At 75.2% G+C, this 23018-nt stretch carries 22 protein-coding genes, 1 pseudogene and 1 riboswitch; of the genes and pseudogenes, 13 read left to right on the top strand and 10 right to left on the bottom strand.

Translation table 11 applies throughout. The annotated features are described in order from the left end of the window. The first annotated feature begins 134 nt into the window (after positions 1-134). The 5 genes and pseudogenes from ACFRAV_RS16890 (at position 135) to ACFRAV_RS16870 (ending at position 5453) form a co-directional block, all read left to right on the top strand. Positions 135-2141 (top strand): hypothetical protein, encoded by a 2007-nt coding sequence (locus tag ACFRAV_RS16890; RefSeq protein ID WP_382556147.1) that lies wholly within the window; start codon positions 135-137, stop codon positions 2139-2141. Between the two features lie 182 nt (positions 2142-2323). Beyond that, positions 2324-2755: pseudogene (locus ACFRAV_RS16885) on the top strand (response regulator); the annotation flags it as partial. Between the two features lie 140 nt (positions 2756-2895). Then, complete coding sequence (locus ACFRAV_RS16880; RefSeq protein ID WP_382556145.1) at positions 2896-3552, top strand: class I SAM-dependent methyltransferase; 657 nt, start codon at positions 2896-2898, stop codon at positions 3550-3552. A 70-nt stretch (positions 3553-3622) separates the two neighbouring features. Further along, positions 3623-4582, top strand: coding sequence for an N-acetylmuramoyl-L-alanine amidase (locus tag ACFRAV_RS16875; protein ID WP_382556143.1), 960 nt, complete (start codon positions 3623-3625; stop codon positions 4580-4582). A gap of 118 nt (positions 4583-4700) precedes the next feature. After that, the gene (locus ACFRAV_RS16870; protein ID WP_382556141.1) at positions 4701-5453 is read left to right on the top strand and encodes a hypothetical protein; all 753 of its coding nucleotides are present in this window, start codon (positions 4701-4703) and stop codon (positions 5451-5453) included. Between the two features lie 87 nt (positions 5454-5540). On the opposite strand, the gene ACFRAV_RS16865 is transcribed toward ACFRAV_RS16870, so the two are convergent. The 5 genes from ACFRAV_RS16865 to ACFRAV_RS16845 all read right to left on the bottom strand — a co-directional run bounded on the left by ACFRAV_RS16865 (position 5541) and on the right by ACFRAV_RS16845 (position 10579). After that, entirely contained in the window at positions 5541-6185 is a 645-nt protein-coding gene (locus ACFRAV_RS16865) for a hypothetical protein (RefSeq protein WP_382556139.1), read from the bottom strand. Positions 6186-6401: 216 nt separating this feature from the next. Then, positions 6402-7490 carry a prenyltransferase gene (locus ACFRAV_RS16860; protein WP_382556136.1) on the bottom strand — a complete coding sequence of 363 codons (1089 nt, stop codon included), beginning with the start codon at positions 7488-7490 and terminating at the stop codon, positions 6402-6404. After that, on the bottom strand, positions 7487-8293 hold the full coding sequence (locus ACFRAV_RS16855; RefSeq protein WP_382556133.1) for a methyltransferase domain-containing protein: 807 nt from the start codon (positions 8291-8293) through the stop codon (positions 7487-7489). The genes ACFRAV_RS16860 and ACFRAV_RS16855 overlap by 4 nt, the downstream gene beginning before the upstream one ends. Next, positions 8287-9627: a glycosyltransferase family 4 protein gene (locus tag ACFRAV_RS16850; RefSeq protein WP_382556225.1), complete on the bottom strand. Its 1341-nt coding sequence runs from the start codon at positions 9625-9627 to the stop codon at positions 8287-8289. The genes ACFRAV_RS16855 and ACFRAV_RS16850 overlap by 7 nt, the downstream gene beginning before the upstream one ends. A gap of 268 nt (positions 9628-9895) precedes the next feature. Further along, positions 9896-10579 (bottom strand): phosphotransferase, encoded by a 684-nt coding sequence (locus ACFRAV_RS16845; RefSeq protein ID WP_382556131.1) that lies wholly within the window; start codon positions 10577-10579, stop codon positions 9896-9898. A gap of 210 nt (positions 10580-10789) precedes the next feature. After that, positions 10790-10863, top strand: a riboswitch (cobalamin riboswitch). A gap of 140 nt (positions 10864-11003) precedes the next feature. Between ACFRAV_RS16845 and ACFRAV_RS16840 the strand changes: the two genes are divergently transcribed. From ACFRAV_RS16840 to ACFRAV_RS16820, 5 genes are read left to right on the top strand one after another with little or no spacing between them, the layout of a single operon-like run. Then, entirely contained in the window at positions 11004-12233 is a 1230-nt protein-coding gene (locus ACFRAV_RS16840; protein WP_382556129.1) for a prenyltransferase/squalene oxidase repeat-containing protein, read from the top strand. Further along, a complete protein-coding gene (locus ACFRAV_RS16835; RefSeq protein ID WP_382556128.1) occupies positions 12230-12925 on the top strand; it encodes an SCO2322 family protein in 696 nt (231 codons plus the stop codon). The genes ACFRAV_RS16840 and ACFRAV_RS16835 overlap by 4 nt, the downstream gene beginning before the upstream one ends. Positions 12926-12938: 13 nt before the next feature. Continuing rightward, the gene (locus ACFRAV_RS16830; protein ID WP_382556125.1) at positions 12939-14141 is read left to right on the top strand and encodes an energy-coupling factor transporter transmembrane protein EcfT; all 1203 of its coding nucleotides are present in this window, start codon (positions 12939-12941) and stop codon (positions 14139-14141) included. After that, the gene (locus ACFRAV_RS16825; protein ID WP_382556123.1) at positions 14138-15937 is read left to right on the top strand and encodes an ABC transporter ATP-binding protein; all 1800 of its coding nucleotides are present in this window, start codon (positions 14138-14140) and stop codon (positions 15935-15937) included. The genes ACFRAV_RS16830 and ACFRAV_RS16825 overlap by 4 nt, the downstream gene beginning before the upstream one ends. Continuing rightward, positions 15934-16791, top strand: a complete 858-nt coding sequence (locus ACFRAV_RS16820; RefSeq protein ID WP_382556120.1) for an ECF transporter S component — start codon at positions 15934-15936, stop codon at positions 16789-16791. Before ACFRAV_RS16825 ends, ACFRAV_RS16820 begins: the two co-directional genes overlap by 4 nt. Before the next feature lie 74 nt (positions 16792-16865). Here the strand turns inward: ACFRAV_RS16820 and ACFRAV_RS16815 are convergent, their stop codons facing one another. Together ACFRAV_RS16815 and ACFRAV_RS16810 are read right to left on the bottom strand one after the other, a co-directional pair. Beyond that, positions 16866-17570 carry an esterase/lipase family protein gene (locus ACFRAV_RS16815; RefSeq protein ID WP_382556118.1) on the bottom strand — a complete coding sequence of 235 codons (705 nt, stop codon included), beginning with the start codon at positions 17568-17570 and terminating at the stop codon, positions 16866-16868. Positions 17571-17798: 228 nt separating this feature from the next. Beyond that, positions 17799-18431, bottom strand: coding sequence for a GNAT family N-acetyltransferase (locus tag ACFRAV_RS16810; protein ID WP_382556116.1), 633 nt, complete (start codon positions 18429-18431; stop codon positions 17799-17801). Positions 18432-18655: 224 nt separating this feature from the next. On the opposite strand from ACFRAV_RS16810, the gene ACFRAV_RS16805 reads away from it, so the two are divergent. Both ACFRAV_RS16805 and ACFRAV_RS16800 read left to right on the top strand, forming a co-directional pair. Continuing rightward, positions 18656-19354, top strand: a complete 699-nt coding sequence (locus ACFRAV_RS16805; protein ID WP_382556114.1) for a hypothetical protein — start codon at positions 18656-18658, stop codon at positions 19352-19354. Between the two features lie 124 nt (positions 19355-19478). Beyond that, entirely contained in the window at positions 19479-20150 is a 672-nt protein-coding gene (locus ACFRAV_RS16800) for an O-methyltransferase (RefSeq protein ID WP_382556111.1), read from the top strand. A 45-nt stretch (positions 20151-20195) separates the two neighbouring features. On the opposite strand, the gene ACFRAV_RS16795 is transcribed toward ACFRAV_RS16800, so the two are convergent. Further along, complete coding sequence (locus tag ACFRAV_RS16795) at positions 20196-20588, bottom strand: hypothetical protein (RefSeq protein WP_382556109.1); 393 nt, start codon at positions 20586-20588, stop codon at positions 20196-20198. Positions 20589-20689: 101 nt separating this feature from the next. Here ACFRAV_RS16795 and ACFRAV_RS16790 point away from each other — a divergent pair, with 101 nt between their 5' ends. Further along, the gene (locus tag ACFRAV_RS16790) at positions 20690-21088 is read left to right on the top strand and encodes a DUF1992 domain-containing protein (RefSeq protein WP_351115837.1); all 399 of its coding nucleotides are present in this window, start codon (positions 20690-20692) and stop codon (positions 21086-21088) included. A 22-nt stretch (positions 21089-21110) separates the two neighbouring features. Here ACFRAV_RS16790 and ACFRAV_RS16785 read toward each other — a convergent pair whose 3' ends face one another. Further along, positions 21111-22265 carry a hypothetical protein gene (locus ACFRAV_RS16785; RefSeq protein ID WP_382556107.1) on the bottom strand — a complete coding sequence of 385 codons (1155 nt, stop codon included), beginning with the start codon at positions 22263-22265 and terminating at the stop codon, positions 21111-21113. Between the two features lie 3 nt (positions 22266-22268). Further along, positions 22269-22946 carry a hypothetical protein gene (locus ACFRAV_RS16780; protein ID WP_382556105.1) on the bottom strand — a complete coding sequence of 226 codons (678 nt, stop codon included), beginning with the start codon at positions 22944-22946 and terminating at the stop codon, positions 22269-22271. Positions 22947-23018: the final 72 nt, after the last annotated feature.

Genomic DNA, 23018 nt, shown 5'->3' with positions numbered 1-23018 from the left:
GGACCCACCGGCGGCGGGCCAGCACACGGGGTGGCGGCGGGGCACGGGAACGGCGGGAGGGCCACACGTACGGGTGAAGCAGGGAGCGGGGGCTCATCCGGGCGCGCGTACGAACCTAGGTTTCGTCACTGGAGGTGACCGAGGATGACAGCCTGTGCCTCTCCCAGGCTCTCCACGACGTCGAGCCGGGGGCTTCGGGGGACGACGACGTGACCATGACCGAAGTGGGCGCCCAGGCGGCGCCGGAACCCGACGACGCCGGGGCGCAGCCCGCCCCGGCCGCCGGCGCGGACGCGACGCCGTCCGCGCCGTCCACGACGCCGCCGTACGTGCTGGCGGTGACCCCCGCGGCCCCGGGCGCGGCCAGCCCCGGGGCGGTGCCGCCGCCCCAGGGCGCGACGGTCGTGCGGCCCCTGCCGGTCGCGGGGGGCGGAGCGCCCAGGGGCGGTGCCGCCCACGCGGCCGCCACCGCACCGTCCGGCGGTCGCGGAACACCTGTCGCCGGGGATGTCCGGGGACCGGCGGCCGCACCTCCCGGGGACCGCGGCGCGGCCGCTGCACCCGCCCCGGTCGGCGTTCGGCCGCCGGAGAACGCGCGGGGTGTTCGCGCGGTACGGCTTCCGCAGGGTGCGGGGGACGGCCTGGCGGTCCCCGCGGACGCCGTGCCCGGTGGCCGCGACGGCGACCGCGACGGCGGCCTGGTGTTCCCGTCGCCCCGGGAGACCGGCGGTTCGCCGGGCCCGCGCCCCGGCACGGCAGGCTCCGGCACGGCAGGCCCCGGCCCAGGTGGCCCTCGCACGGCCGGCCCCCGCGAGGTCGCCGCCGGCACGGCCGCCGCCCCCGCGTCCCCGGGGCCGGCGGCGGGAGCCGGAGCGTCCCTGGGCCAGGGGTTCGCGGTGCCGACCCCGCAGGGGGTGCGCGGCGTGCGGCCCGTGGTGCTGAAGGGCGCCGAGGTGACCGCCGCGCGGGCCACGCGTCCGGCCGGCGTGGCGGGGGAGACGTCTCCCCGTCCCGCCTCGCGCTGGGTGCGGGAGCCGACCGCGCCCCGACCCGTCGCTCGGTACCTGCCCCCGCCCGCGCCGGGGTGCGTGCTGACCCGCGACGGGACGTACGCCGCCCGGCTGACCCTGGCCGCGGACGGCGAGTCCTGGCTCCCCGAGCGGTGGGCCCTCGGCGGGCCTGAGCCGTACGTCGTCCCGCTGCCCGGCAACCAGCCGGAGGAGCCGGACGCCGAGGTCCAGCCGATGAGCGACGGCCGGGTGCTGATCCACCGCACGGCCGGTCTGCGGCACACCTTCACCCTGCTCTACCCCACCGGTCCAGGGACGGGCGAGCTGTCCGTCGGCTCCGTGGAGTGCCCGGACGGCGAGTCGCTGCGGCTGCTGCCGCCCGCCCCCGACGGCCGGCGGGCCTACGCGGTCGCGGTCAGCCCGGGCGGGTCCACGGCGGTGTGGCTGGTGGCGGGCGGTTCCTGCGGCCCCGAGCACCTGGGCGAGATCCGTGGCCGCTGCTCGGGCGGTGTGTGGCTGGACCACGAGGGCCGGATGCTGGCCCTCGACCGTGAGGCCGGCGGCCGCACCAAGACGGTGGTGGTGGACCTGGCGCGCGGCTGCGAGGTCTCGCCGCTGCTGCAGATCTCCGCCGAGAGCGACGACCGGCTGGTGACGGCCGACCCGGACAGCGGACTGCTGCTGATCCGCTCGGACGCCCCCTCCCCGGGGCGGCACCGGCTCGGCTGGGGCGTGCTGGGCTCGACGCTGCCCGTGCGGTTCCCCGAAGGGCTGTGTCCCGCCGAGTGCGTGATGACGCCGTTCGCCGTCCAGCCGGGGCAGGTGCTGACGCCCGAGGCCTGCTCGGTGGCGCTGCGGGTGGACGGGGTGGGCGGCACCTGGATCGGGCTGTGGCGGCCGGCCGACCGGCGGGTGTGGCACGTGGCCGCGCCGGCCGGCTGGCTCACCGGGGCGGGACGGTTCGACGAGGGGGGTGAGCTGCGGCTGCCGTACGCCACGGGCGAGGAGCCCTGCGGCCTGGCCACGGTCCTCGCGCCCCCCGCGGACTCCGCTGCGGACCCCGCCGTGGACTCCGCCCCCCTCCCCGTCCGCCCCGTCCCGCTCCAGCAGTCCCCCCTCGCCACGGTCTGACGCCCACCGTTCCCGGCGCCTGCCCCTGCTCCTGCTCCTGCTCCTGCTCCTGCCCCTGCTCCTGCTCCTGCTCCTGCGGATCCCACGCCGTCCAAGCCGCCGGGGGCGCGGCCGCGCGGAATCACCCGGGTGCGGAGGTGGGAGCGGAGGGCGGGGAGCGGCGGTGAACCTACGCTGGGCCCGTGAACGAGATGCCTCCGTCGCACCGGCCCGCCCGTTCCGTCCGTCTCCTCCTCGCCGAGGACCCCCGCACCGCGCACGGCGGCCTCGCCCTGCTGCTGGAGATGCACCCGGACCTGAAGGTCGTGACGCAGGCCGGCTCCGGCGCCGAGGTGCTCGACGCCGTCCTCACCCGCCGCCCCGACGTGGCGCTGCTGGACGTGGACCTCCCCGGCCGCGGCGGCCTGGACCTGACGGCCGATCTGACCGCCCAGGCCCCCGACTGCCGCGTGCTGCTCCTGGCCACCTCCGGCCGCCCCGCGTCCGTGCGCCGCGCGCTCGCCGCCGGGGCCGCCGGGTTCCTCGTCAAGCACGGCCCGGTCGACGAGCTGGCCGCCGCGATCCGCCGCGTGCTGACCGGCGAGACGGTGGTCGATCCCGCGCTGGCCGCCGCCCTGCGCGAGGAAACGGGCTGACCAGGCCCCCTCCAACCCCCCTCACCCACCACGGCACCCGGTACGGCAGCATGGGCGCGCACCACCACCCGCACCACCGTCCGCACCGCAGCACCCGCGCGTACCTCCCGAGGAGCACCATGGCCACGACCGTCGACCCCGCCCCCGAGGTCCTCGCGGCGTTCGAGGCCGCGAAGGGCTTCATGCCGACGGACGAGGGCCTCGCCCTGTACGCGGCGGCGACCGAGGCCGGCCGGCTGGGTCTGCCGTTGCTGGAGGTCGGCACCTACTGCGGGCGTTCCACGCTCCTGCTGGCGGAGGCCGCCCGCCGCGCCGGGGTCCTCGCGCTCACCGTGGACCACCACCGCGGCAGCGAGGAGCAGCAGCCCGGCTGGGACTACCACGACCCGGAGACCGTCGACCCCGAGCTGGGGGTGATGGACACCCTGCCGGCCTTCCGCCGCACCCTGCACCGGGCCGGTCTGGAGGAGCACGTGGTGGCGCTGGTCGGGCGCTCCCCGCAGGTCGCCTCGGTGTGGGGAACGCCGCTGGGCCTGGTGTTCGTGGACGGCGGGCACACCGACGAGCACGCGAACGCCGACTACGAGGGCTGGGCCCCGCACGTCGCCGAGGGCGGACTGCTCGTGATCCACGACGTCTTCCCGGTCAAGCTCGACGAGTTCACCGGGCAGGCCCCGTACCGGGTGTACCTGCGCGCGCTGGAGTCCGGCGCGTTCACGGAGGTCTCGGCGACCGGCACGCTGCGGGTGCTGCGGCGGACCGGTGCGGGCGTCTGAGGGGCCGGAGCGGGGGTCGGCCGGGCCCCACCCTGCCGGGCAAGCGGCCCCGCCCCGTTAGGCTCGCACCGTGTCGTACGCAGGTCCGGAATTCGATCCCGCTCCCCCGCCGCGTCCCCGCCGGGGCCGCCGCGCGCTGATCGCCGCCCTGGTGGTGGCGCTGGCCGCCGCGGGGGTGGCCGTCCAGCGGGCGGTGACCGGCGGCCCGGACGACGAGGGCCGTGCCGACGCCGCCTCGTCGCCCGACTCACGGGCCACCGGCAGCGGTTCACCGGGGGGCGACGCCAAGTCACCCGCTCCCGAGGGCGGTTCCGCGCCGTCCGCGTCCTCCACCGCCAGGCCGCCCGCCCGTTCCGGTCCGCTGCGCGGCAAGGTGGTGGTGATCGACCCGGGGCACAACACCGGCAACGCCGCGCACACCGCCGAGATCAACCGCACCGTGCGGATCGGCAACGGCGGCAAGGAGTGCGACACCACCGGCACGTCGACCAACGCCGGTTACGCGGAGGCGAAGTTCACCCTCGACGTGTCCCGGCGGCTGCGGACCCTGCTGGAGGAGCAGGGCGCCACGGTGGAGCTGACCCAGGACGGCGACCATCCGTGGGGGCCGTGCATCGACGAGCGGGCGGAGATCGGCAACGAGGCCAAGGCGGACGCCGTGGTGTCGGTGCACGCCGACGGGTCGTCGGCGGGCGCCCGCGGTTTCCACGTGATCCTGCCCGGCGCGGTCACCGGGGGCGGCGCGGACACCCGTCCGATCGTCGGCCCCTCCCGTGAGCTGGGGGAACGCGTCGCGGGCAACTTCGTGCGGGCCACCGGCAGCGCGCCCTCCGACTACGTGGGCGACGGCACCGGGCTGGTCACGCGGAAGGATCTGGGGGGTCTCAATCTGTCGAAGGTCCCCAAAGTGTTCATCGAGTGCGGCAACATGCGGAACAGCAAGGACGCCGCGCTGCTGACCAGCGGCAAGTGGCGTCAGAAGGCCGCACAGGGCATTTCCGACGGAATCGTGGGGTTCCTGGGCGGATGAGCGTCGCACGTGCGTGGACCTGCCCACCGGGTGACCGCGGTGACGGTGCGAACGGTAGGGTCCAATCCGCGGCAGAGCCCGGTACGACACGACGACACGAGACGACGAAGGACTTGTAGTGAACATCCGCTCCCTCACTCGGGGCGACGGCGTGGTGATCGGAGCAGCGCTGTTGCTGTTCATCGCGTCGTTCCTCGACCTCGTTGACAACGACTACGGCATCTCCTACTCGGCCTGGAGCAGCCTGGCCATCGCGCTGGGCGTCTTCATGGGCGGCGTGATCGGCGCCGCGCTGATCGTCGTCAACCGGTGCCTGCCGCAGCCCCGCAAGGTGGCCGGTCACGACCTCGGGACCGTCGGCGTCGCCTTCACGGTGTTCGCCTTCTGGTACCTGCTGTGGACGCTGCTGGACTCCGAGGGCGGCGCCGGCGCCGGGCTGATCCTCGGCTTCATCGCGGCGCTGGTGCTGGCCGGCGGGGCGGTCGCCGGGGGCGCGGTGGAGGCGCTCAAGGCGCCGCTGATCAGTGCCACGCCGCGTCCGGCCGCGCAGCAGCAGCCCTACGGCGCGCAGGCCGCGCAGCAGGGGTACGGCTACCCGGGGGCGCAGCAGCAGTTCGGCGGTCAGCCGCAGCAGGGGCCGGGTCCGCAGGGCCGGCCGCAGCAGCCGTCGCCGGAGTTCTCGCCGTTCTGGTTCGCCGTGCCGGCGCCGCGTGCGCTGTACGCGGAGGACGGTTCGCCGACGCAGATCGCCGAACTGGCCCCGGGCGTCTGGTACCTGGCGGTCGACCAGCGGGGTCCGGGTCTGATCGCGCAGACCCAGGACGGCCGCCGTGGTCTGCTGCAGGACTCCTCGGGCATCCAGCGGGGCTGACGGCTCCCGTCAACTCGTGACAGGGCCCCCGCCGGTGACCGGCGGGGGCCCTCGTCGTGCCGCGTCAGGCGCGGGCCGGGGCCTGCCTCACCGGTCGCTCTGCAGCTGGCCGGCGGAGGGCACCTTGTCCTGCACCTCTGCGCCGGCGGACTTGCCCGCGTCCTTCACGTCGCTGATCATGCTGTCGAAGTTGTTGACGATGTCGTCGGTGTTGTCGCCCTTGCGGAGCTGCTTGGGCAGGTCCTTGAGCTTGTCGAGGCCTTCCTCCAGCGGGGCGACCGCCTTCGAGAGGGTGGGGTCCCCCTTGGCGTTGTCGAGCGCCGCCCTGAGGCGGTTGTAGGTGAAGACGCCGGCGAGACCGGCCTTCACCAGGGACAGCCGACGGCCGTCGGCGCCCTTCTTGAACTTGCCCGAGCGGAACGGCTTGACGATCCACTGGTAGGTGGCGCCCGCGGCGAGGCCGGCGTTCACCACGAAGCGGGTCTTGGCGAACTTCTGCTTCTCGGCGGAGCTGGTGGGCGTGGGTTCGGCCCGCATCTCCTGGGCCTGCGCCTGGTTCGCCTCGGCCTGCATCTGCGCCATGGCCTGGTCGTCGACGGACTTCGGTTGCGCGTGCGTGTTCGCCTGGGGGGAGGAGGCGGAGTGCTCCTCGCTGCCGCAGCCGGCGGTGCCGGCGACGAGGGCGCAGCACAAGGTGACGGCCAGTACCAGGCGGCGCATCGTGACGGGCATGGGTGTGCCTCCGGGGAAGAGATCGGTTCTCCCCGCAGCGTCACGCACCCACCGGCCCCGGGCGACCTCAGCGCCGCCGTCCGGGTGCTCCCGTCCCTCCGCCCGGGTGCCCCGCCCCTCCGCCCGGGTGCCCCGCCCCTCCGGCCCGGGACACGGGGGACCTCGGCGGCCTCGGGCGGGAATCGGAGACGGCGTCGGACGAGGTGGGGGACGGCGTCAGGCGAGGTCGGAGGCGCTGTCGCAGCAGTCGGGGTCGAGGCCCCGGGGAAGGCGGTCGCCGCCGAAGACGGCGCAGGTCGCCTCGTGGCCGCCCAGCGCCGCGACGGCCAGCAGCAGCGATCCGGCGGTCCAACTGGTCAGCTCCTCGGGCCAGATGGCGCGGTCCTCGAAGACCAGCCCGGTCCAGTACAGCCCGGACTCCTCGTCGCGCAGGTGCTGCACGGACTGGAGGATCTCCAGCGCCCGGTCGGACTCCCCCGCCGCCCACAGCGCGAGCGCGAGCTCGCAGGACTCGCCCCCCGTGACCCACGGGTTGGGGACGACGCAGCGCACCCCGAGCCCGGGGACGACGAACTCGTCCCAGCGCGAGGCGATCCGCTCCCGCGCCTCGGCGCCCTCCATCGCCCCGCCCAGCACCGGGTAGTACCAGTCCATGGAGTAGCGGTTCTTGTCGAGGAACCGCTCGGGGTGGAGCCGGACGGCGTGCCGCAGCGCGCCCACCGCGAGCTCCCAGTCGGGCTGCGGCTCCTCCAGCTGCTCGGCGACCGCCAGCGCGCACCGCAGCGCGTGATGGATGGACGAACTGCCGGTCAGCAGCGCGTCGTTCACCGCCGTGCCGTCGTCCTCGCGCTTCCAGCCGATCTGTCCGCCGCTCTGCTGGAGCCGCAGCACGAACTCCACGGCGGCGTGGACGACCGGCCACATCCGGTCCAGGAAGGTGTCGTCTCCGGTGGACAGGTAGTGGTGCCAGACGCCGACCGCCACGTAGGCGACGAAGTTGGACTCCCGGGACCGGTCGGTGACCTCGTCGTGGGCGCCGTCGGCATAGGCGGCGTACCAGGAGCCGTCCTCGTTCTGGTGCCGGGCGAGCCACAGGTAGGCGCGTTCGGCGGCCTCGTGCTCGCCGGCCGCGTCGAGGGCCATGGCGGCCTCGGTGTGGTCCCACGGGTCGAGGTGGTGGCCGCGGAACCAGGGGATGGCTCCGTCCTCGCGCTGCACGGCGAGCAGGCCGCGCACGGTGGTGGCGGCCTGCTCGGCGGTGAGCACCCCGGGAAGGACGAGGTGCTCGGTGCGCGGGGTGGTCACTTCGCGTCAGCCCCGACAGGCTCGTCGGCCCCGGCCCCGGCCCCGGCCGCGTCGGTTCCGGCCCCGGCGACGCCCGCGGCGGCGGCCGGCAGGTGCGGCTTGGTCGCGTACGCCACGAAGCTCTTGCCCATGACCGGGTTGAGGGCGCGCTCGGCGACCCGGGTGGCCAGCGGCTTCTTCATGATGTCCCAGACCAGCAGCTTGTGGTACGCCCGCACCGGCAGCGCCTTGTCGTTGTCCACGCCGAAGGCGCACTTGAGCCACCAGTAGGGCGAGTGCAGCGCGTGCGCGTGGTGGGAGCCGTAGGGGCGCAGGCCGGCCTCGCGCATCTTGGCGAGCAGCTCGTGCGCCCGGTAGATGCGGATGTGGCCGCCCTCGACCTCGTGGTAGGCGTCGGAGAGCGCCCAGCAGACCTTCTCCGGCCCGTACCGCGGCACGGTGACGGCGATGCGGCCGCCCGGCTTGAGGACGCGGACCATCTCGGCGAGGACGCCCTTGTCGTCGGGGATGTGCTCCATCACCTCGGAGATGATGACGACGTCGAACGAGGCGTCGGGGAAGGGCAGGTTGAGGGCGTCGCCCTCCATGGCGGTGGCGGTGGCGCCGGCCGGGACCTCACCGGCCTCCTTCATGGCGGCGAACCACTTGGCGACCTCGCGGATCTCCTCGCCGTTGCGGTCGAGGGCGACGACCTGGGCGCCGCGCTTGTAGCACTCGAAGGCGTGCCGGCCTCCTCCGCAGCCGAGGTCCAGGACACGGTCGCCCGGGGCGAGCGGGAACCGGGAGAAGTCGACGGTCAGCACGGGGTCCTGCTTTCGCGGTAGTGGCCGGTGGTCGGGGTGGGGGTGACGGGCGCGGCGCGGCCCGTCCGCCGGCGTGCGACGGCCTCGCGGTAGTGGGCGACGGTGCCCTCGGCGGCGCGCTTCCAGGTGAAGTGCTCCAGCACGCGGGCGCGGCCGGCGGCACCGAGGCGGGCCCGCAGCGCGGGGTCGTCGAGGAGGCGGCCGAGGGCGGCGGCCAGCGCACCGGGGTCGCCGGGCGGCACGGCCAGGCAGGTCTCGCCGTCGGGTCCCGCGACCTCGGGGATGGCGCCGCCGGTGGTGGCCACCAGGGGGGTGCCGGTGGCCATGGCCTCGGCGGCGGGCAGCGAGAAGCCCTCGTACAGCGAGGGCACGCAGGCGGCCTCGGCGGAGCGGACCAGGTCGACGAGTTCGGCGTCGCTGATGCCCTTGACGAACGCGACGGCGTCCTCGAGGCCGTAGCGCTCGATGGCCTGGGCGACGGGCCCGTCCTCGGCCCGCTTGCCGACCACGACCAGGTGGGCGTGCGGCTGTTCGGTGCGCAGCTTGGCGAGGGCCTCGACGAGGAAGACCAGGCCCTTGAGCGGGACGTCGGCGCTGGAGGTGGTGACGATCCGGCCGGGGACCTTGGCGACGGACGCGTCGGGAGAGAACAGGTCGGTGTCGGCGCCGATGTGCACCACGTGGACGCGTTCGGGTCTGACGCCGAGGTGGTCGACGATCTCCTGCCGGGAGCTACCGGAGACGGTGAGCACCGAGGGCAGACGGCGGGCGACGCGCTTCTGCATCCGGGTGAAGCCGTACCAGCGGCGCACCGACAGGCGGCGCTTCCAGCCGTCGGCGGCGTCGAGGTCGAGCTGCCGGTCGACGGTGATGGGGTGGTGGACGGTGGTCACCAGGGGCGCGCCGAGGTCGCCGAGCTGGCCGTAGCCGAGGGTCTGGTTGTCGTGGACGACGTCGAAGTCGCCGCGGCGGGCGCGCAGCAGGCGGCGGACGCGCAGCGAGAAGGTGAGCGGCTCGGGGAAGCCGCCGGTCCACATGGTGGCGACCTCCAGCGCGTCGACCCAGTCCCGGAACTCCTCGCGGCGCGGGGTGCGGAACGGGTCGGGCTGGCGGTACAGGTCGAGGCTGGGGAGCTCGGTGAGGGACAGTCCGGCGAGGTCGTCGCCCTCGTCGAGGACCGGGTAGGGCTGGGAGCCGATCACCTCGACGCTGTGGCCCAGCCGGGCCAGTTCGCGCGAGAGGTGGCGCACGTAGACGCCCTGTCCGCCGCAGAACGGGTTTCCCTTGTAGGTGAGGAGCGCGATGCGCAGAGCCGGCTGACCGTCGGCGGCCATGGCCTCAGCGGTCACGTACGGCCCCCTTCTCCTGAACTGTCCCGCGAGGTTACGTCGCGGCTGCTACCGGCAACAAGTCTCGGATGATCACTCGCGATCACCGGTCATCACCGGTGATCACAAAAGAGACTGTCCGAATCTACCCGCTGGTAGCCGGACGGGGGAAAGTCTGCCAGGTGATGCTCGCCACGGCGCGGGCGCACCGACGTCCTTGCTGACATGGGGAGATGTCCGGTTTCCCGTGGCGCCCTTCCGCCCGCGCGGCGGCCTAGGCGGCGCGCAGTCCGGTGACCTCCCGGACGGCGGCCCCGGCCTGGTCGAGCACGTCGATCTCACGCTGCGTCATGGTCGGGTTCGCCGCCCGGTGCCGCAGCGCGTCCGCCAGCGACAACGGGGTCAGGCGGGCCGCCTCCGGGTCGGCCAGCAGCGCTGCCAGCACCTCCCGCGCGAGCCCGGCGGCCCTGCGGTCGGCGACGGCCGCGTACTGGGCGAGGATCACGGCGGTCATCGCCCAGTCGAGTCCGGGCGGGCCCTCCGCTGCGTTGGCCCAGTCGATGACGCGGGGTCCCGCGGAGGTGAGGACGACGTTCTCGGGGTGCAGGTCGAGGTGGAGGATGCGCGCGGCGGGGTCCTCGGCGGTGCGCGGCGGCACCCGGTGCAGCCGGGTGAGGAGCAGGGCGAGCAGGGTGCCCGCCTCCTGCGGCGTGATCAGTTCGGCGAACAGCGCGCCCGCCATGGTCGGGCCGTCGAGCCGCTCCAGGACCAGGTCGGTGCGGGCCTCGTGCTCCTCGCGGGGGCGTACCAGGGGAACCGGGTAGCCGCACGCGTGAAGATGGGCCATCAGGGCGCTCTCGGCCTCCGTGTCGCCGGCGGCGTCGCGGTACCTGCGCAGGACCCACCGCTCGTCGAGCACGTACACGTCGGCGGTACGGCCGATTCCGATCAGCACCATCCCCGGAATCTAGTCGCACCACAGCCTCCGGTCGAGGGCCCCTCGGCCCTGTTCACGGCCACCATGGCCGGATATATGCCCCCGTACGGCCCCGGAGCCGGTGGCGGGACGGGACGGACGCACGGAGGGCGCGGTGACGGCCCGTACCGCGCCCCTGTCGGCGCCGGGGCGTGCCGGTAGAGTGGCCCGGTCGTCATCACACCCGTTCGGGGGGAAGCCGGTGCAAATCCGGCGCTGACCCGCAACCGTGAGCCGCCGCAGGACGGTGGCGAGCCGGAATGCCCCGACCGACCGTGACCGGCTCATGGCCGCCGGCTCCCGCCGGTGGCCGGCACCGTCGAGGTATACGGAGCCGAGCCGCCGGGCCCGCACCCCGCGCCCGTCGCTGCCTGGCTCCCCCACAGGGAGAGGCACTCCGCCGATCATGAACGTTCGCCGCGCCGCAGCGGTCCTGGCCGCTGCCGCCGTACTCGGTGCCGCAGCCGCCCCGGCCGCCTTCGCGGACGACCCGGCGCCCGCCGCGTCGCCGTCCACGCCGCCGGAGATACCCGCCGGTCTCCACGGCTCCACCGACCCCACCTACGACGGCGTCTGGCGCCAGTCGCTGACCCTGCTGGCCCAGGACACGGTCGGGCTGAAGCCCTCCGCCCAGGCCGTCGGGTGGCTGACCGGACAGCAGTGCGCCGACGGCTCGTTCGCCGCGTTCCGCCCGGACCCGTCGAAGGCCTGCGACCCGAAGACGATGGTGGACAGCAACAGCACCGCCGCCGCGGTGCAGGCGCTGGCCGCGCTCGGCGGCCACGACGACGTCGTCGGCAAGGCCGTCGACTGGCTGGTCTCCGTGCAGAACGAGGACGGCGGCTGGGGCTACAACCCCGGCACCCCCTCCGACGCCAACTCCACCTCCGTGGTGACCGGCGCGCTCGTCGCCGCGGGCAGGAAGCCGGCCGAGACCGTCAAGGGCGGCAAGTCGCCCCTGGACGCGCTGCTGACCTTCGCGCTGCCCTGCAAGGGCAAGGACGCGGGCGCCTTCGCCTACCAGCCCGACAAGTCCGGCAAGCTGCTCGCCAATGCGGACGCCACCGCCGCCGCGGTGCTGGGCTCGCTGGGCGCGGGTCTCGGCGGGAAGCCGATGAAGCCGGCCGGATCCGCCGCGGAGTGCGCCGAGGCGACGACACCGGAGCAGGCCGCCGAGAACGGCGCGGCCTACCTGGCAGGCCCGCTGTCGAAGGACGGTCACCTCACCTCCGTGCTGCCCGGCGCCGACCCGCAGCCCGACCTCGGCAACACCGCCGACGCGGTGATCGCACTGGCCTCCACCGGCCACGCCGAACAGGCCGAGAAGGCGGTCGCCCACCTGCGGGACAACGGCGTCGCCTGGGCGAAGCAGACCGGCCCCGCCGCCTACGCCCAGCTGATCCTGGCCGCCAGGGCGTCGGGCGAGGACCCGCGCGACTTCGGCGGACAGGATCTGGTGAAGCAGCTGAACGCCACCGGCCCCGCCCCGCAGGCCGTCAAGGCCGAGGACCCGGTCGAACCGGGCAAGCAGGTCGACGCCGGTGTCTCCCCCGCCGTGTGGTGGGCCGGCGGCGCCGTGCTGGTGCTCCTGGTCGCCGCGGCGGTCCTGCTGACGGTCCGGAAGCGCCGGCCGTGAGGCTTCCGCGCACCCTCGCCGCGGCCGTCCTGGCACCGCTGACCTGCGCCCTGCTCACGCAGGGCGCGGGCACGGCCCAGGCGGCCGGGTACCGGTACTGGTCCTACTGGGAGCTCGACGGGCAGAAGTGGGCGTACGCCACCCAGGGCCCGGCCACGCTGCGCCCGCAGGACGGTTCCACGCAGGGATTCCGCTTCTCGGTGAGCGAGGACTCCGCCGACGCGGCCACCCCGCGGAACAGGAAGCCGTTCGCGGAGATCTGCGACGGCACTCCCGAGCGGGACGGCCGCAAGCGGATCGCCCTGGTGATCGACTTCGGCACCGCGTCGGACGCGCCCGGCGGCGAGAAGCCGCCCGCGGGCCGCACCGCCTGCGCGAGCGTGGCCGAGGACGCCTCCGCCGCGGACGCGCTGGCCGCCGTGGCCGCGCCGCTGCGCTACGACAGCAGCGCCATGCTGTGCGCCATCGAGGGCTACCCGCGGCAGGGCTGCGGCGAGCAGGTCGCCACCGCGGACCGCTCCGACGACGCCGCCACGAAGGGGCCCGCCGACTCCGACGCCGGCACCGGTTCCGACTCCGGTGCCGCCGAGGCCTCCGAGCCGGGCCCTTCGCTCGGCCTGTGGGCGGGCGCGGGCGCCGTGCTGGTGCTGGGCGGCGCGGCCGTCTGGCAGTCCCGGCGCCGGCGGGGATGACGGGGCGACAGCGATGACCGTGACCGCGAACCGGGACGCCGCAAGGGCCCGCGTCTCCGCGCTGCACCCGGGCGCCTGGTGGGTGTGGGCGCTGGGCCTGGGCGTCGCCGCGTCGCGCACCCGCAACCCGCTGCTGCTGGCCCTGCTGATCGGGGTCAGCGCCTACGTGGTCATGGCCTGCCGCTCGAACGCCCCCTGGGCGCGTTCGTACGGCGCGTTCGTCAAGCTGGGTCTGCTGGTGCTGGGGATCCGGCTGGTGTTCTCCCTGGTGTTCGGCACCGCGATCCCCGGCACCCACCTGCTGTTCCGCCTCCCCGAGGTGCCGCTGCCCGACTGGGCGCAAGGGATGCGCCTGGGCGGCCCGGTGCACCTCGAGGAGGTGCTGTTCTCCCTGTACGACGGCCTGCGGCTGGCCACCCTGCTGGTCTGCGTGGGCGCGGCGAACGCGCTCGCGGACCCCTCGCGGCTGCTGAAGGCGCTGCCGGCGGCGCTCTACGAGGTGGGGGTGGCGGTGGTCGTCGCGACGACCTTCGCGCCGCACCTGATCGGCGACGTGCTGCGGCTGCGCGCCGCCCGGCGGCTGCGCGGGCGGCCGGACCGGGGTGTGCGGGGGCTGCTCCAGGTCGGCCTGCCGGTGCTGGAGGGCGCGCTGGACCGTTCGGTGGCGCTGGCCGCGGCGATGGACGCGCGCGGTTACGGCCGCACCGCCGCGGTGCCCGTCGCCGAGCGGCGCGTCACGGCGGCGCTCACCCTGGGCGGGCTGCTCGGCGTCGCCGCCGGGTCGTACGGCCTGCTGAGCGCGGTCGGCGGGGTGTACGGGCTGCCGCTGCTGCTGGCCGGGATCACGGCCGCGCTGGCCGGTCTGTGGCTGGGCGGCCGCCGCACCCCGCGCACCCGCTACCGGCCCGAGCGGTGGGGGCCGCGCGCCTGGCTGGTCTCCGGCTCCGGCGTCGCGGTGGCCGCGCTGACGGTCCTCGCCGCGGCACACGACCCGGCGGCCCTGCTCCCGCCGGTGACGCCGCCGACCGCGCCGGTGCTCCCGCTGTGGCCGGCCGCCGCCGTGCTGCTGGGGCTGCTGCCGGCCTTCCTCGCCCCGCGCCCGCCCACCGTCCCCGCGGCCGCAGCCGCCCCCGCGGTCACCCCCGCCTCCGCGCCCGCGGGCACCTCCGCGCCCGCGCCCGCCCCCGTACCGAACGGCAAGGACCGACGACCGTGATCCGTTTCGAGGACGTCTCCGTCACGTACGACGGCGCGCGCGAACCCGCCGTCCGGGGGCTCGACTTCGAGATCCCGGAGGGCGAACTCACCCTGCTGGTGGGCCCGTCGGGCGTCGGCAAGTCGACGGTGCTGGGCGCGGTGAACGGCCTGGTGCCGCACTTCACCGGCGGCACCCTGCGCGGCCGGGTGACGGTCGCCGGGCGCGACACCCGCACCCACAAGCCGCGTGAACTGGCCGACGTGGTCGGCACGGTGGGGCAGGACCCGACGGCGCACTTCGTCACCGACACCGTCGAGGACGAGCTCGCCTACGGCATGGAGTCGCTGGGCCTCGCCCCCGACGTGATGCGCCGCCGCGTGGAGGAGACGCTGGACCTGCTCGGTCTGGCCGACCTGCGGGAGCGGCCGGTCTCCACGCTGTCCGGCGGGCAGCGGCAGCGGGTCGCCATCGGGTCGGTGCTCACCCCGCACCCGCGGGTGCTGGTGCTGGACGAGCCGACCTCCGCGCTGGACCCGGCGGCCGCCGAGGAGGTCCTGTCGGTGCTGCAGCGGCTGGTGCACGACCTGGGCACCACGGTGCTGATGGCCGAGCACCGGCTGGAGCGGGTCGTGCACTACGCGGACCGGGTGGTGCTGCTGCCGGCTCCCTGCGAGGCCCCGGTGGTGGGCGGCCCGGCCGAGGTGATGGCCGCCTCCCCCGTCTTCCCGCCGGTGGTCGAGCTGGGCCGCCTGGCCGGCTGGTCCCCGCTCCCCCTCACCGTCCGCGACGCCCGCCGCAGCGCCTCCGGCCTGCGGGAGAGGCTCGCGGCGGCCGACGACACGACGCCTCCGGTGCCGGTGCCCGCCGCCCTCGCCGTCCCCGCCCTCACCTCAGGGCCCGCCCGCCGCCGCTGGTGGCCCGCCCGCCGCCGGACCGCGGAGCCGGCCCCCGGCCCTGTCGGGGCGGCCGACGACACCGCGGCGGCCGCTCCCCCGCCGGCGCCGGGGACTCCCGACGGAGCTCTTACCGCGACAAGAACCCCGGTGGCCGCGCAGGCCGCCCCGGTGCCCGCCGTGGTGGACCGGCTGGTGGTGCGCCGCGGCACGGTCGAGGCGCTGCGGTCGGTGTCGCTCACCGTGTCGCCGGGCGAGACCGTCGCCCTGATGGGCCGCAACGGCGCCGGCAAGTCCACCCTGCTGGCCGCCCTGGTCGGCCTGGTGGAGCCGGCCTCCGGCACGGTGCTGGCCTGCGGCGCCGTCCCGCACCGCACCCGGCCGCGCGACCTGGTCCGCCGGGTCGGCCTGGTCCCGCAGGAGCCCCGCGACCTGCTGTACGCGGACACCGTGGCCGCCGAGTGCGCCGCCGCCGACCGCGACGCGGGCGCCGAGCCCGGCTCCTGCCGGGCCCTGGTGAGCGAACTCCTGCCGGGCATCGCGGACTCCACGCACCCCCGCGACCTCTCCGAGGGCCAGCGCCTCACCCTCGCCCTGGCGGTGGTCCTCACCGCGCGTCCGCCGCTGCTGCTGCTCGACGAGCCGACCCGCGGCCTGGACTACGCGGCCAAGACCCGCCTGGTCGGCCACCTCCGCCGGCTGGCCGCGGAGGGCCACGCGGTGGTCCTCGCCACCCACGACGTGGAGCTGGCCGCCGACCTCGCCCACCGCGTGGTGATGCTCGCCGACGGCGAGGTCGTCGCCGACGGCCCCACCGCCGAGGTGGTGCTGGCGCTGCCCGCCTACGCCCCGCAGGTGACCAAGGTCCTCACACCGCAACGCTGGCTGACCGTGCGCCAGGTCAGGGAGGCGCTGGCATGACCGCCGCACCCCCGACGCCGGCCCCGGCTGCCTCCCCCGCCGCGGCGCCCGCCCGCACCCGTGCCGTCCGTCTCGGCGGGCGCTCCACGCTGACCCTGCTGCTGGTCAGCTGCGTGGGGCTGGCCGGTTTCCTGTGGCCCCTGCTGGCGCCGCCCGGCTCCTCGGTCGCCGCCCACCAGCAGGACGCCCCCTGGCTGTTCGCCGGGCTGCTGCTCCTCCTGGTCGCCGTCACCACGGCCACCATCGCCGAGTCGGGCCTCGGCGCGAAGGCCGTCGCCATGCTGGGCGTGCTCGCCGCGGCCGGCGCCGCGCTGCGGCCCATCGGGGCGGGCACGGCCGGACTGGAGCCGACGTTCTTCCTGATGGTCCTGGCCGGCCGGGTCCTCGGCCCCGGCTTCGGCTTCGTCCTCGGCTCGGTGACCCTCTTCGCCTCGGCCCTGCTGACCGGCGGGGTGGGCCCCTGGCTGCCGTTCCAGATGCTCTCGCTGGGCTGGTTCACCCTCGGCGCGGGCCTGCTGCCCCGCCGACTCGGCGGCCGGACGGAGATCGCGGTGCTCACCGCCTACGGGTTCCTCGCCGCGTTCGGCTACGGGACGCTGATGAACCTGTGGGGCTGGCCGTTCATGACGGGCCAGATCGCCCCGGCCGTCTCGCCCGTCCCCGGCGCCCCGCTCACCGTCAACCTGGCCCACTTCGCGGCCTACTGCCTCACCACGTCGATGGGCTGGGACCTCGGCCGCGCCCTGCTCACCGCCGTGCTGACGGTGACCGTCGGACCGGCTGTCCTGCGGGCGCTGCGGCGGGCGACGCGGCAGGCGGCGTTCGAGGCGCCGGTGACCTTCGAGAAGCCCTGAGAGAAGTACGGGAACGGCAGGGCCCGGCCTCCGCGTGCGCGGGAGCCGGGCCCTTTTCCGTGGCGTGGACCGCGTCAGGAGATGAAGTCCGCGATGTCGCCGAGCACGGAGGTGTCGGCGAGGAACCCGATGTGCGTCTGGCAGGCCACCGGGTTGTTGTCGGCGCCGTCCAGCCGGGTGCTGGTGTACGGGAGGATGATGCCGTCGCAGGCCGAGTACCAGGTGGCGTACGCGGTGCTGCCGGGCGTCTCGTCGCCCGAGGAGATCTGGGAGATGAACGAGGAGCCCGGGTACATCTGCTGGCAGGTCACGTAGATCAGGCAGGCGCCGGCGTAGGTCGTGCCGTGGTTGGCGCCGGCGATCGAGGCCAGGTGGCTGACGTTGGCGTTGCCGCCGAGGACCTTCAGGTAGTACTGGCTGACCAGGCCGCCCATCGAGTGGTTGACGATGGCGACCTTGCTCGCGCCGGTCCGCGACTTGACGTTCTGGACGAACGACGCGAGGCCCTGGGCGTTGCTCACGTTGTTGCCGTAGGAGTTGTACTCGTAGGCGAACAGCCTGTCGCTGGACCAGCCCTTGGTGCGGAACACCGACATGGCGGTCACCCAGTTGGACGCGCTGCCGGTGTAGCCGTGGACGAAGACCACCGGCGTGCTGGTGCTGAGCGGGGTGACCTCGGCCGCCGAGGTCCGCGGGGCCGCGGCGGCGGGACCGGAGACGGTGAAGGCGATGGCGAAGGCGGCGAGGACGCCGAGAAGACGGCGCAGGGGGCGGCGCATGGGACCCTCCGAACGGGGGTGGGGAAACCGACGCCGCCCAGAGTCGCGCCGCCCGTCCGCCCACGGCATCGGCGAAACGGCCGGTCTTGCGGGGACCGGCCGTCCGACCGGCGGGTTCCTCGGGCGCGTGGGCCCGATCCGCCGGCATGCGCAGCCGGTGCGGGCCGGTCCTGGCCGGCGGAGACGGTGCGAGGCCGTCCCGGGGGCCGGGGCCGGCCGTCCGGGACGTCAGGTCGTCGGCGCTTCGGGGCCGGCGGGCGGCCCGTCCTGCGGGAGGAGTTCCTTGGCGAACCAGTGCTCGGCGTAGATGTCGTCGTTGTGCGGCGCGGTCTCCCGGTAGCCGAGCCGCGCGTAGAGCGTCCTCGCCTCGACCAGGTCGCTGCGGGTGTCCAGGATCAGGCGCCGCGCGCCCAGCGCCCGGGCCGCGTCCTCCGCCGCGCCGACCAGCAGCGCCGCCCCGCCCCTGCCGCGGAACCCGGGCAGCAGGAACACGCGCTTGAGCTCGGCCACGCCGGCCTCGGCATCCAGCAGTCGCACGCCCGCCGTCCCCGCCGCCACGCCGCCGTGCCGCGCGACCAGCAGGGTGCCGCCCGGCGGCCGCAGCGCCTCCCCGGTGTCGGCGGCGATTTCCCTCGCCAGCTCCTCCGGATCGGTGCGCCGGCCCTCGTGGAGCAGGTACCAGCGGTCGCTGACCTCCGTGTAGTACGCGCTCCAGAGGGCGACGGCGTCGGCCGAGCCCACGTCCTCCGCACCGACCGACCAGGCCCCGGACACGACCCCCGTGCGGGGCAGTGCACGAGGCGGACCGGGCGGCGGCGTGGGCGACGGGGTCGCGGAGGAAAACGGGGCGGGGGTGTTCATGCCCCGATCCTGACGACACGCCCTCGGCCCGCCAACCGATTTACCGCCCGCCCCGCCCCCTGTCCCCGCACGGCGGCCGGGTCCGGTGACGAACGTCGGATCGCCGAACCGTGCCGGACCGCGGGGCGGCGGTGACCTGGGGCGTCCGGACCGCCCCGGGGCGGCGGTGTAACAGCGCTCCGTTTCCGCCCCGCCGCGTCGGACGGATTTGTAGGGTTTCGGCCATGCGACGAATTCCCCGACTGTTCCTGGGCGTCACGGCCGCCGCGCTGCTGACCGCCGGCTGCGGCCCCGAGGACGAGGCGGCCACGGGCGACCCCGCCGACAAGCCGGGAGCCGCCTCCAGCCCGGCGCCGGCCCGCTCCACCGCGGACGCCGGCCCGCTGGCGGTGCGGATCACCGGCCCCCAGGAGGGCGTGGCCACGAGCGGCTCCGACATGAAGGATCCACCCGGCAGGCCCGGCAGCGGCGCCGACTTCGTCAGCCAGGTCGAGTACGCGCTGCAGGGGGACCTGCTCAGCGACGCCCTGGTGGAGGGGAGGACCACCGCGGTCTGCCCCGACGGCGTCACCCGGAGGGCGAACGCCTCCAGCGCGTGCACCGTGACCTACGAGGGCGTCGAGATCCCCTACACCGTCACCATCGGCGAGTCCTACGAGGACGGCGACATCCTCACCCCGTACCGCGCCGAGCCGAAGAAGCGGCTGCTGGTCGCCGAGCGTGTCCACCACGCCTTCTGGGAGCAGTTCGGCGGGGCCGCCGGCATGACGCTGAGCTGCGAGAAGATGCCCGCCGCCGAGGCCGTCGACGACGGGGCCCCCACCGGGCACGTCTGCCGGACGATCCGCGAGGGCGGCAGGGCCGCCGACTACGAGGTGACCGCCGATTCCTCCGGCCCGCGCTTCGGCCGCGTCCGGGACTGACCCTGCGGAGGGCCGGAACACCTTGCGGCGCTCCCGCCCGGGGCGGCCCGGCCGGACGACAATCCTCGCGACGGGTGGGCGCACGGCCCGCCCGCTCCGCATCGTTGAGGAAGGGTCACGCCCGATGAGCGACTCGGCTCGCTGGAACGACGTCGACGACTACCTGTCCCACCTGCTCGCCCCCGAGGACGAGGCGCTGGCCGCGGCGCTGCGCGACGCGGAGGCGGCGGGTCTGCCGCCGATCAGCGTCTCGGCGGGCGCCGGGAAACTGCTGCGCCTGCTGGCCGAGACGCAGGGCGCGCGGAACATCCTGGAGATCGGCACGCTGGCCGGGTACAGCACCATCTGGATGGCGCGTGCCCTGCCCGCCGAGGGCCGCCTGGTCACGCTGGAGTACGAGGAGAGGCACGCGGAGATCGCCCGCCGGAACCTCGCCCGGGCCGGCCTGGACGGCGTCGTGGAGGTACGGGTGGGCCCGGCGCTGGAGTCGCTGCCGAGACTGGCCGACGAGAACCTGCCCCCGTTCGACCTGGTCTTCGTCGACGCCGACAAGGTCAACAACGCGCGCTACGTGGAGTGGGCGCTGCGGCTCACCCGGCCGGGCGGCCTGATCGTCGTCGACAACGTGGTGCGCGGTGGCCGTGTCGCCGACGCCGGGAGCGACGCGCCGGACGTCCGCGGCACCCGCGAGGCGCTGGAGCTGATCGCCGGGCACCCGCGGCTCAGCGGCACGGCGCTGCAGACCGTGGGCGCCAAGGGCTGGGACGGCTTCGCGCTGGCTCGGGTGGTCTCCTGACGGAGCGCCCGCCTCCGCCGCCGGTGCGGCCATCGGTTCTGCCGGTCAGACCTCGTGGTAGAAGCCCACGTTGACGCTGCGGGGGGAGGTGCGGTCCTGGACGACGACCTCGCCGGAACCGCCGGGCGGCAGGGTGACGGAGCCGCCGTACGGCACCGGATGGGTGACGCCGCCCATGAGGACGCCGACCTCCGAGGACGGGTCCGGCTGCGAGCCGCGCAGCCAGGTCAGGTGCCAGGCGCCGTCGGACCCGTAATGGAACTCGAGGTGGACCCGCGAGACGAACAGCCAGTCCGACGGGGTGCCCAGCCGGCAGACCGCCTTGTCGCGGCCGACCCGCAGGATGGAGCCGGGGGCACTGGGCGCGTCGGCCATCTGCATGCCGGCCGTGGCGCCCTCGTCGGTGCCGGAGACGGCCGCCATGGTCAGTTCGAGCACTGCGCTCAGCTCCTCGGGTGCGTACGGGCGGGACCGGTGCCGATGATAGATCGGCCGGATGCCGCTCGTCCCCCGGTCGGCCTCTCCTGGACAATGGACCCATGACCGATCGCAAGCCGCCGGGTGTGAACTTCGAGTCCTGGGTGGACCGGCAAATCCGCGAGGCGGAGGCCCGTGGGGAGTTCGCCGATCTTCCGGGTGCCGGGAAGCCGCTGCCGGACCTGGGCGCCACGCACGACGACCTGTGGTGGGTGAAGCGGAAGATGGCCCGCGAGGGCCTGTCCGTGCTGCCCCCGGCGCTGGCCCTGCGCAAGGAGGCGGAGGACGCCTACGAGGCCGCGCTGGACGCGCCGTCGGAGCGGGCCGCGCGCAAGATCCTCGAGGACGTCAACGTCCGGATCCGCGACATGATGTACAAGCCCCCGCCGGGCCCGCCGCTCGGCCGCAAGCCCTTCGACGTGGAGGGCGTGCTGGCCGAGCGGCGGGCCCGGCGGGGGTGAGCTCTGCGGTGCGCCGCGTGGGTCAGAGGCGCAGCAGCCGCTCGGTGAGTTCGCGGTAGTCGCGCAGGATCAGCCGCAGCTGCTCGGTGTCGGCGGCCGGGTCGGCCGTCTCGTCGCCCAGGGAGTGCCAGGCGGTGCGCAGCGTGCGGCGCCGCGCGGTCAGGCAGGACGTGAGGCGCTCGGACACCTCGTCCAGGACCTTCTCGGCCTCGGCCACCGAGCCACGGGGCTCGTCGACGAAGCCGCCGACCACGTGGTGCAGGCGGGTGGACATCTTGTCGGTGTCCTCGTGCGGGAACAGGCGGTGCAGGGTCTCGCCCGGACCGTCGTCCGTGTGGTGCTTGCCGGCATGTGCGCCGCCACCATGGGTGAGACCGCTGTGGGCCGTCTCGCCACCGTGGGTGCCGGAACCATGGGTGCTGTCGCCGTGGGTCGGGGTGCCGTGGCTCGTGGTGCCGTACGTCGTGGCGTCGTGGGAGGAGTCGCCGTAGGACGGGTCGCCCTGGGCGGCGTCGCTGTGCCCGTGCGGTCCGTCGTGCGCGCCGGTGACGCCGCCGAACGGCCCGCCGACCGCGGCGCCCGTGCCGTGCGAGGTGGTATGGGCGCCGAGGGTGTCCTGGGTGCCCGTGGTGGAGGAGTCCGTCGTGGGGACGCCGGCGCCCCGGGCGCCGAGGTCGTCCGTGCCGACGCTGTGGGCGCCGGTGCCCGCGGCGCCGGTGGTGTCCGGTGTGCCCTGGCCGCTCCGCGCGCCGAGGCCGTCCGTGGTGTCGTGGCCGTCCTGGAAGATCTTGCCGTCCTTGATGCCCTGTCCGGCCGACCGGTCGTGCTCGTCGCGCAGGTCGTGGTTGTCCGTGGTCGGCGGGACGCCCGGGTCGCTGAGCGGTCGTACCGGGGTGACGGCGGTGTCGGACGCGCCGTGACCGTACTGGCCGTCGCCGTTCTGCGCGCCGTACGCGCCGTCGCCGTACTGGCCGCCGTTCTGGCCGGTCGCGTACTGCCCGTCGCCGTTCTGGCCGGTCGTGTGCTGCCCGTCGGCGCCGTGACCGTCGGCGTACTGCCCGTCGGTGGTGTGCGGGGCGCGGTCCGTGGTGTCGCCGGTGCCGCGCTCGGTGGTGCGGTCGTCGTGGGTACGGCCGGTGAGTCGTTCGGTGATGCGGTCGGTCATGCGGTCGCTCATGCGTCAGCTCCCCTTCGCGTGGTTCCGGGTGAGGGCCCCGGGCAGGTGGGACCGGGTCGTGCCGCCGTTGTTCCCGTGCTGTCCGTGGGTGTCGCGGGCGCCGGTGGTGGCATTCGTGCGGTGGCCGCGGTCGTGGATCAGTTCGTCGAAGAGCGCGCGGGCCTCGACGAGGGCCTCGCGCAGCTCCTCGGTGGCCGAGCTGCTGTCCGCGGCGCCGCCCGCGGCGGCGAGCGCGGCGCGGTGGATGCGCCGGTAGCCGTTCACGTGGTGCGGGTGGTGGACGGAGAGCGCGGAGACCTGCTCGTCGTAGTCGTTGCCGCCCGGGAAGCCCCGGCCGGCGGCCACCTCGGCGAGCAGTCGGTCGGCCTCGGCCACCGACTCGCGCGGCGACTCGACGAAGCGCTCCTGCGCGGCCGCCCATCGGGTCTCGTACTGCTGGCGCTCGGCCGGCTCCAGCGGTCGCGTGCTCAGCTGACCGTGGCGCTCGACGCGGGCGGAGAGTTCGCGCTCTGCGGCGCCGGTGTCGCCGTCGTGCCGGGCGACGGTGCGTTCGTACTCCGGCCCGAATCGCCTGCGCAGGTTCCGGCCGCCGTTGGCGTTGCGGGACTTGGCGAGGAAGGCCGCGATCAGTACGACGGCGGCCACGACGACGATCAGAGCGATGATCACGCCTTTGGACATGGATGCCTTCCGGGGTCGCTCCGGGCCCGCTCTGCACGCGGACCGCTTCGTCCCGTTCGTCTTGCCTCGGCC

The organism is Streptomyces sp. NPDC056600 (assembly GCF_042792855.1).
GTDB lineage: Bacteria > Actinomycetota > Actinomycetes > Streptomycetales > Streptomycetaceae > Streptomyces.
The sequence above is the reverse complement of the archived record's forward strand: the minus strand, read 5'-3'. Positions and strand labels throughout refer to the sequence as shown.